Genomic DNA, 8,184 nt, shown 5'->3' with positions numbered 1-8,184 from the left:
ACAAAGCGGCTGCATCTTCGCCCACTGGGCGTCCGTCAAAACGAATCGCTGCATCCAAAACTCCTTTCGGAGCTTGAATCACGGACGTTCCAATCTGTGAATCCTGAATCTCAACAGACCCTAGGCCGCCAGCCCGCTCTCCACCGGCGCAAACTCCAGCCCGAGGCTTTCCGCCACCGCCTTGTTGGTGATGCGGCCGCGATGCACGTTCAGCCCATTGCGTAGGTGCGGATTTTCCAGCACAGCGGCAAAACCCTTGCTCGCAAGCGACAGGCCGAACGGCAGCGTCGCGTTGTTCAGCGCCTGGCTCGACGTCACCGGCACCGCGCCCGGCATGTTGGCGACGCAATAATGCACGACGCCGTCGACCTCGTAGGTCGGATCGGTGTGCGTGGTCGGATGCGAGGTCTCGAAGCAGCCGCCCTGGTCGATGGCGACGTCGACGAGTACCGCACCCGGCCGCATCGATTTCAGCATCGTACGCGTGACGAGCTTTGGCGCGCTTGCGCCGGGCACCAGCACCGCGCCGATCACGACGTCGGCAGCGAACACCTCCTCCTCGACCGCCTCGATGGTCGAAAAGCGGGTGCGCACCCGGCCGAGAAAGACATCATCCAGTTGGCGCAGACGAGGAATCGAGCGGTCGATCACCGTGACTTCGGCGCCGAGGCCAGCGGCCATGCGCGCGGCCTGCGTTCCCACCACGCCGCCGCCGAGCACGACGACCCGCGCCGGCTGCACGCCGGGAACACCGCCCAGCAGCAGCCCGCGGCCGCCGGCGGAGCGCTTGAGCGCGGCGCCGGCGGCCTCGATGGCGAGGCGGCCGGCGACTTCGCTCATCGGCGCAAGCAGGGGGAGGTGACCGGCCGCGTCGGTGACGGTTTCGTAGGCGATCGCAGTACAGCCGGAGGCGAGCAGACCCCTGGCCTGCTCGGGATCCGGCGCAAGATGGAGGTAGGTAAACAGGATCTGGCTTTCGCGAAGCTGGGCCCATTCGCTCTTCTGCGGCTCCTTGACCTTCACGATCATGTCGGACGTCGCGAAGATGTCGCGGGCACTCTCGGCAATGGTGGCCCCTGCCCGCCGGTACACTTCGTCGGACGCGCCGATACCGCCGCCCGCGCCGGTCTCGACCGTCACCTCGTGCCCGGCAGCGATATATTCGCGGACCGCGCCCGGGGTGAGCCCGACGCGATATTCCTGCACCTTGATCTCCTTGGGCACTCCGACGCGCATCCCGGGTCTCCTTTTGATTCACCTCGTGATCGTAGCGACGTGCCCGGTTTGGTTTCGTGCAAATATCCGCTAGCTTTGGCCTCCCCGCGCCGGTTTCCGGCGCGCAAACGCCCTTTCACGCTGGAAACGAAACCTTGGCCCTCGACCGAAAAGATCTCGCCATCCTCGCGGAACTCACGACCAATGCGCGGGCCAGCCACACCGAGCTCGCCAACAAGGTCGGGCTGTCAAGCACCGCGCTGGCACGGCGGCAGAAAGCGCTGGAGGATGACGGCTACATCCAGGCCTACCAGGCCGCGCTCGATCTGACGCAGTTCGGCCTCACCACCACGGTGCTGGTCCGCATCGCGCTGGAAAGCCAGAGCGACGAGGCGCTTAAGGCGTTCGAGGCGGAAGTGGTGAAATGCCCGTCCGTCGTGCGCTGCTTCCTGATGTCGGGGACCGACGACTACATCCTGATCGTACTGGCCCGCGACATCCAGGATTTCGAGCGCATCCATCGCACCGAACTATCGCGCCTGCCGCGCGTGGCGCGGGTGCAATCGAGCTTCGCGCTGCGCGACGTCGTCAACCGCGCGGTGCCGATTGTGGTGTTCGGCGAAGCGAAGCGCTGACCGCGGCCTCTCGGAAAGGCGAACTGCCGGCAAGGAACCAACCGGCCGGTGGTCCGTTGGGCGCTATTGGCCGGCGGAGGCGGCGTGGCCCCCCGCGTCAACGGGACTTCGACAGGGCTGACGTCCGGCACGGTCGCCGTCGCAGGGAGCAGGACATGGGCAATGTCGCGCATCAGATTCCCGAACGCATTCCGATCCATCTTGTCGTCAATGGCGTCAGTCACACGCTCGATCTCGTGCCCTGGACCACGTTGCTCGACGCCTTGCGGGATCATCTTGCGCTGAGCGGCACCAAGAAGGGGTGCGATCATGGTCAATGCGGCGCCTGCACGGTGCTGGTGGACGGCCGGCGCGTCAATTCCTGCCTTACGCTCGCCGTCATGAAGGACGGCGCGGAGATCACGACCGTCGAAGGTCTTGCCAAGGACGGCACGCTGCATCCCCTGCAACAGGCTTTCATCGACCGTGACGCCTTCCAATGCGGCTACTGCACGCCGGGACAGATATGTTCGGCGGCCGGACTGCTCGTCGAAGGCCGTGCCCGGGATGCCGACGAGATCCGGGAGCTGATGAGCGGAAACCTCTGCCGTTGCGGCGCCTATCCGAACATCGTCGCCGCCATCCAGCAGGCAATGGGCCAGCCATGAACAACTTCCAGTACGCCCGAGCCACGGACGTCGCCGATGCGATCCGCCTGCTCACCGCCGACCCCGGCGCGAAACTGATTGCCGGCGGCACCAATCTGATCGACCTGATGAAAGAGAATGTCGAGCGCCCCTCCCGGCTGATCGACATTTCCCGCCTGCCGCTCCGCAAGGTCGAGGAGACGGCCGACGGGTCCTTGCGCATCGGCGGCTTGGTGCCGAACGCGGATCTCGCCTACCATCCCCTGATCGAGCAGCGCTATCCCCTGCTCGCCAGCGCCATCCTGGCCGGCGCCTCGGCGCAACTGCGCAACATGGCGTCGGTCGGAGGCAATCTGATGCAGCGAACGCGCTGCGCCTATTTCTATGACACGGCCACGCCCTGCAACAAGCGAAATCCGGGCAGCGGCTGCTCGGCGATCGACGGCCTCAACCGCAACCATGCGATCCTGGGTACGAGCGCAGCCTGCATCGCGACCAACCCATCCGACATGAGCGTGGCGCTTGCCGCGCTCGAGGCGCTCGTGCACATCGCGGGTCCATCCGGCGAACGCACCATCGCGCTGATCGATTTCCATCGGCTCCCCGGCGACACGCCTCATGTCGATACCAATCTCGGTCCCAGCGAGATCATCACGGGGATTGAGCTGCCGCCGCGCGGCTTTGCTCAAAACTACAGCTATCTGAAGATTCGCGACCGGATGTCCTATGCTTTTGCTCTGGTCTCGGTTGCTGCCGCACTCGAATTGGAGGGCAACGCAATTAGCGGGGCACGCGTGGCGCTCGGCGGCGTGGCTCACAAGCCCTGGCGCAGCCTCGAAGCCGAAGCGGCGCTGCGCGGCCAGGCCGCGACGACCGATCATTTCTCGCGCGCCGCGGATCTCTTGCTCCAGGGAGCAACGACCCGCTCACATAACGGCTTCAAGGTCGAGCTCGCGCGCCGCGCCATCGTGCGGACGCTGACGCAGGCGGCGAATGCCACGCCGCAATCCCAGGCCCACAAGAAGATCGCGTGAGGGACCGATGAACGCCTATATCGGAACACCAACGTCGCGTGTCGACGGCCGGGCCAAGGTCACCGGGGCGGCCAAATACGCCGGCGAATTCCCGGCCGACGGGCTCCTCCATGGCTTTGTCGTCGAGGCCACCATTCCATGCGGGCGCATTGCCCGTCTCGACAGCAGTGCGGCGCTGCAGGTCAAGGGCGTGCTCGACGTGCTAACACATGCGAACCGTCCGCCGCTCGCCGACAAGGATGAGGCGTGGAAGGACGAGGTGGCGCCCGAGAAAGGCTCGCCTTTCCGTCCGCTTTATGATGACACGATCAAGTTCAACGGCCAGCCGATCGCGTTGGTCGTGGCGGAGGACTGGGAAACCGCGAAATTCGCGGCCACGCTCGTGCGGGTCGAGTATGAGCAGCGCGGCTTTGCGACCGACCTCGAAGGCGAGCGCAGCAAGGCCGCCGAAATGGACGAACCACACGAGCCGCGCGGAGACGCCGCAGCGGCTCTTGCCCGAGCCGATGTGCGCCACGAGGCGGACTACGTGATGGCGACCGAGCATCACAACCCGATGGAGCTCTATGCGACCACGGCGGTCTGGGAGAGCAATGGCAAGCTCACGATCTACGACAAGACCCAAGGCGTCCAGAACGTCCACAAATTTCTCTGCGGCGTGTTCGACAAGAAGCCGGATGACATTCGCGTGGTCTCGCCTTACGTCGGTGGCGCCTTCGGCTCCGGCTTGCGGCCGCAATACCAGGTCGTGCTGGCAACGCTTGGCGCGCTCGCGCTGAAGCGAAACGTTCGCGTCGTGCTGACGCGGCAGCAGATGTACGGGCTCGGCTACCGGCCGATGACCATCGAGCGCGTCGGGCTCGGCGCAAAATCCGACGGCACGCTCGACGCGATCACGCACGAGGCCATTGCCGTCACCTCGCGCTACGAGGATTTTGCACGCAACGATACCGGCTGGGCCGAACAGCTCTACAGCAGCCCGAACAGCCGCTTCTCTCACAAGCTGGTCCACCTCGACGTCTCCACCCCCTGCGACATGCGCGCACCGGGCGCCGCTTCCGGCGTTTGCGCGCTCGAATGCGCGATGGACGAGCTCGCCGTCGCGCTTAAGCTCGACCCGATCGAACTGCGGCTGAATTGCTACTCGGATCGCGATCAAAGCGAAAATCTGCCCTATACCAGCAAGCAGTTGCGCGAATGCTACGCGCGTGGCGCGGACGCCTTCGGCTGGAGCAGACGCAATCCTGTGCCGCGCTCAATGCGCGATGGCAAGGAGCTGGTCGGCTGGGGCATGGCAACGGGCGTGTGGGAAGCATTGCAGATGCCGGTCGCGGTGCGCATCGTGCTGACGTCGAATGGACATGCCGAGGTATCCTGCGCCGCCTCCGACATCGGCACCGGCACCTACACCATCGTGGCGCAAGTTGCGGCCGATGCGCTCGGTCTGCCGATCGAGAACATCAGCGTCCGGCTTGCCGATTCCACCCTGCCGCAGGCGCCGGTCGAAGGCGGCTCCTGGATGGCCGCCTCAAGCGCACATGCGGTGCTCGCAGCCGCTCAGGAGGTCCGCAAGGAACTGTTGCGCCTGGCCAAGAAAATGCGTGGCTCGCCACTCGGCGATGCCGAGGCGGCCGATACGGTCCTGATCGACGGCAGCATTGCCAGGAACAGTGACAACAGCCGCGCGGTCTCGATCGCCGACGCGATGCGCCATGGCAACGTCGAACGCATCGAGAAGGAAAAGCTCAACCAGTTCGGTGAGGACAAGAAGCACGCGCGCAATACCCATTCCGCGGTATTCGCCGAGGTGAAGGTGGACGAGCAGCTCGGCGTCGTCCGCGTGACCCGGGTGGTCAGTGCAATCGCGGCCGGGCGGATCCTGAACACCAAGACCGGCCGCAGCCAGATCATGGGCGGCGTGGTCTGGGGGATCGGGATGGCCCTGCACGAGGAGACGGTGATGGATCACCGCTTCGGCCGGATCATGAACGCGAACATCGCCGAGTACCACATTCCCGTGAATGCCGATGTTCACGACATCGACGTGATCTTCGTCGACGAGCCGGACGCGCACATCAACGCGCTCGGCGTCAAGGGACTCGGCGAGATCGGGATCGTCGGCGTCCCGGCGGCGATCGCAAACGCCGTCTATCACGCCACCGGCAAACGCATCCGCCGCTTCCCGATCACATTGGACAAGCTCCTGGACTGAGCCGCCGGTCATCCGACCCGGCCCGATCGGGATGGAGCCTCTGTCATCCAGCTGTCATCAAATGTGTCGAGACCTGTCGGTCTCGCACATTCGGGACAGACAATGGACTATTTCAAGCGCTTCAACTTCCTGTTCGCCGCACCTGTGTTCGACGCCGACGATCTCGAAGGCGTCCGCTTCAACCAGATCATCGAGGAGATCCAGCGCTCCGGCTTCGAGGTCGTTCGCGCCCGCAAGCTGGAGGACGCGGAGATGGCGGTGCAGACCGATGCCGCGATCGGCTGCATGGTGGTGGACTGGGGCAAGAAGGGCCTGGAGGGCAAGACCTCGGCGCTGATCAATTTGATGCGGCGGCGCGGCCTCGATTTCCCGATCATCCTCCTGATCCGGCGCAAGCGGTTCGAGGATCTGCCGGTCGAGGTGCTCGATTTCATCGACGGTTATGTCTTCCTGTCCGAGGAAACCCCGACCTTCATCGCCAAGAACCTGATCAGCCGGCTCAAGCAATATGCCGAGACGCTGAAGACGCCGTTCTTCGGCGCGCTGGTCGACTATGCCGAGGAGGGCAACCAGCTCTGGACCTGCCCGGGTCACAATGGCGGCGTGTTCTACAATCGCAGTCCGATCGGGCGGGTCTTCGTCGAACATCTCGGCGAGTCCGTGTTCCGCGACGACCTCGACAATTCCGTGCTCGACCTCGGCGACCTCCTCACCCATGAAGGACCGGCGCTGAAGGCACAGAAGGAAGCCGCGCAGATTTTTGGTGCGGAAAAGACCTATTTCGTGCTCAACGGCACCTCGACCTCGAACAAGGTCGCGCTCGGCGCCCTCGTCACCGACGGCGATCTCGTGCTGTTCGACCGCAACAACCACAAGGCCGCTCATCATGGCGCGCTGATGATCAATGGCGGTGTCCCGGTCTACGTGCCGACCATTCGCAATGCCTGGGGCCTGATCGGCCCGATGCGCTGGGACATGCTCGACGAGAAAATCTTGCGCGAGGCGATCCGCAATCATCCCCTGGTCGCGGACAAGGATGCCTGGCGCAAGGAGCGGCCGTTCCGCGTCGCCGTGGTCGAGCAGTGCACCTATGACGGCACCATCCACAGCGCCGAGATGATCTTGAAGCGCGTCGGCCATCTCTGCGAGTACATCCTGTTCGACGAGGCCTGGGCCGGCTTCATGAAGTTCCACCCGCTCTATGCCGGCCGCTTCGCCATGGGACTGGCGAACCTTCCCCCCGAGGCACCCGGCATCATCGCGACGCAGTCGACCCACAAGCAGCTCGCGAGCTTTTCGCAGGCCTCCCAAATCCACATCAAGGATCGTCACATCCGCGGCCAGAAGCGGCGCGTTGAGCACCGCCGCTTCAACGAAAGTTTCATGCAGCACGCCTCGACCTCGCCATTCTACCCGCTGTTCGCCTCGCTGGACGTCGGCGCGCAGATGATGAAGGGCCGCTCCGGCGAGGTGCTCTGGGACGACACGATCCGGCTCGGCATCGAGCTGCGCAAGAAGATCCGCGCGATGCGCCGGGAGTTCGAGGAGAAGGAGCAGAATCCGGACCGCCGCTGGTTCTTCGAACCCTTCGTCCCCGATCGCGTCGCCATTCCCGATGTCAGCCGCGCCGGCGCCGCGCACAACGTCGCCTGGGAAACGCTCTCCACCGACGAGCTCGCCACCAATCCCGCGCTGTGGCAGCTCTCCCCCGATAGCGCCTGGCATGGCTTCCCTGGCCTCAGCGAGGGCTTTGCCATGACCGATCCGAACAAGCTGACGCTGCTCACCCCCGGCTTCGATCGCACCACCGGCGCCTATGTCGAGCACGGCATCCCCGCGCCGGTCGTCGCGCAGTATCTGCGCGAGAACCGCATCGTCCCCGAGAAGAACGACCTCAACTCCCTGCTCTTCCTGCTCACCCCGGGCGTCGAGGCGAGCAAGGCCGGCACGCTGATCTCGGGTCTCGTCGCATTCAAGCGGCTGCACGACGACAATGCGCTGCTGGCCGACGTCATCCCGGAGTTCTACCAGCGGCGGCAGGCGCGCTATGCCAACGTGCGGCTGCGCGATCTCTGCGGCGAGATGCACCGCTTCTTTCGTGCCGCCGACGTCAGCGCACTCCAGGCCCGGCAGTTCATGCCCGAGCACATGCCCGACATCGCGATGTCGCCCCGCGATGCCGCGCGCTACCTGTTCCGCAACGATGTCGACTATCTGCCGATCGAGGCGATCACGGGCCGTATCGCCACCACGCCCTTCGTGGTCTATCCGCCCGGCATCGCCACCATCGTGCCCGGCGAGCGGCTGACGGAACGGGCCAAGCCAATGGTGGACTATCTCAAGATGTTCGAGACCTGCTTCAACACGTTCCCGGGCTTCGATGTGGAAATCCAGGGCGTCTACAAGGAGATCGATGCGCAGGGGCGCATCGGGCTCTATACCTACGTCGTTACCGAGTAGCT

General features: G+C 64.8%; 6 protein-coding genes. 5 read left to right on the top strand and 1 reads right to left on the bottom strand.

Annotation, left to right across the window (positions count from 1 at the left end; all coding sequences use genetic code 11):
• Positions 1-120 precede the first annotated feature (120 nt).
• Entirely contained in the window at positions 121-1,236 is a 1,116-nt protein-coding gene (gene ald / locus QCM77_RS38115; protein ID WP_280096308.1) for an alanine dehydrogenase, read from the bottom strand.
• 134 nt (positions 1,237-1,370) lie between these two features.
• Between ald and QCM77_RS38110 the strand changes: the two genes are divergently transcribed.
• The 5 genes from QCM77_RS38110 to QCM77_RS38090 all read left to right on the top strand — a co-directional run bounded on the left by QCM77_RS38110 (position 1,371) and on the right by QCM77_RS38090 (position 8,182).
• Positions 1,371-1,850, top strand: coding sequence for an Lrp/AsnC family transcriptional regulator (locus QCM77_RS38110; RefSeq protein WP_280096307.1), 480 nt, complete (start codon positions 1,371-1,373; stop codon positions 1,848-1,850).
• 155 nt (positions 1,851-2,005) lie between these two features.
• Positions 2,006-2,497 (top strand): (2Fe-2S)-binding protein, encoded by a 492-nt coding sequence (locus QCM77_RS38105; protein ID WP_279691831.1) that lies wholly within the window; start codon positions 2,006-2,008, stop codon positions 2,495-2,497.
• Positions 2,494-3,510, top strand: a complete 1,017-nt coding sequence (locus QCM77_RS38100; RefSeq protein ID WP_280096306.1) for an FAD binding domain-containing protein — start codon at positions 2,494-2,496, stop codon at positions 3,508-3,510. The genes QCM77_RS38105 and QCM77_RS38100 overlap by 4 nt, the downstream gene beginning before the upstream one ends.
• A gap of 7 nt (positions 3,511-3,517) precedes the next feature.
• A complete protein-coding gene (locus QCM77_RS38095) occupies positions 3,518-5,722 on the top strand; it encodes a xanthine dehydrogenase family protein molybdopterin-binding subunit (protein WP_279659936.1) in 2,205 nt (734 codons plus the stop codon).
• Between the two features lie 102 nt (positions 5,723-5,824).
• The gene (locus tag QCM77_RS38090) at positions 5,825-8,182 is read left to right on the top strand and encodes an Orn/Lys/Arg family decarboxylase (protein ID WP_279659937.1); all 2,358 of its coding nucleotides are present in this window, start codon (positions 5,825-5,827) and stop codon (positions 8,180-8,182) included.
• Positions 8,183-8,184: the final 2 nt, after the last annotated feature.

It is taken from the genome of Bradyrhizobium nivariense (assembly GCF_029846695.2).
In the GTDB taxonomy this organism is placed as follows: Bacteria; Pseudomonadota; Alphaproteobacteria; order Rhizobiales; family Xanthobacteraceae; genus Bradyrhizobium.
Note: the sequence above shows the minus strand (reverse complement) of the source record. Positions and strands in the feature narration are given on the sequence as shown.

What these genes read in the sequence shown, in the direction of transcription:
- ald (WP_280096308.1), bottom strand. Translation starts at nt 1,236, where the DNA reads ATGCGCGTCGGAGTGCCCAAGGAGATCAAGGTGCAGGAATATCGCGTC.
- QCM77_RS38105 (WP_279691831.1), top strand. Translation starts at nt 2,006, where the DNA reads ATGGGCAATGTCGCGCATCAGATTCCCGAACGCATTCCGATCCATCTT.
- QCM77_RS38100 (WP_280096306.1), top strand. Translation starts at nt 2,494, where the DNA reads ATGAACAACTTCCAGTACGCCCGAGCCACGGACGTCGCCGATGCGATC.
- QCM77_RS38095 (WP_279659936.1), top strand. Translation starts at nt 3,518, where the DNA reads ATGAACGCCTATATCGGAACACCAACGTCGCGTGTCGACGGCCGGGCC.
- QCM77_RS38090 (WP_279659937.1), top strand. Translation starts at nt 5,825, where the DNA reads ATGGACTATTTCAAGCGCTTCAACTTCCTGTTCGCCGCACCTGTGTTC.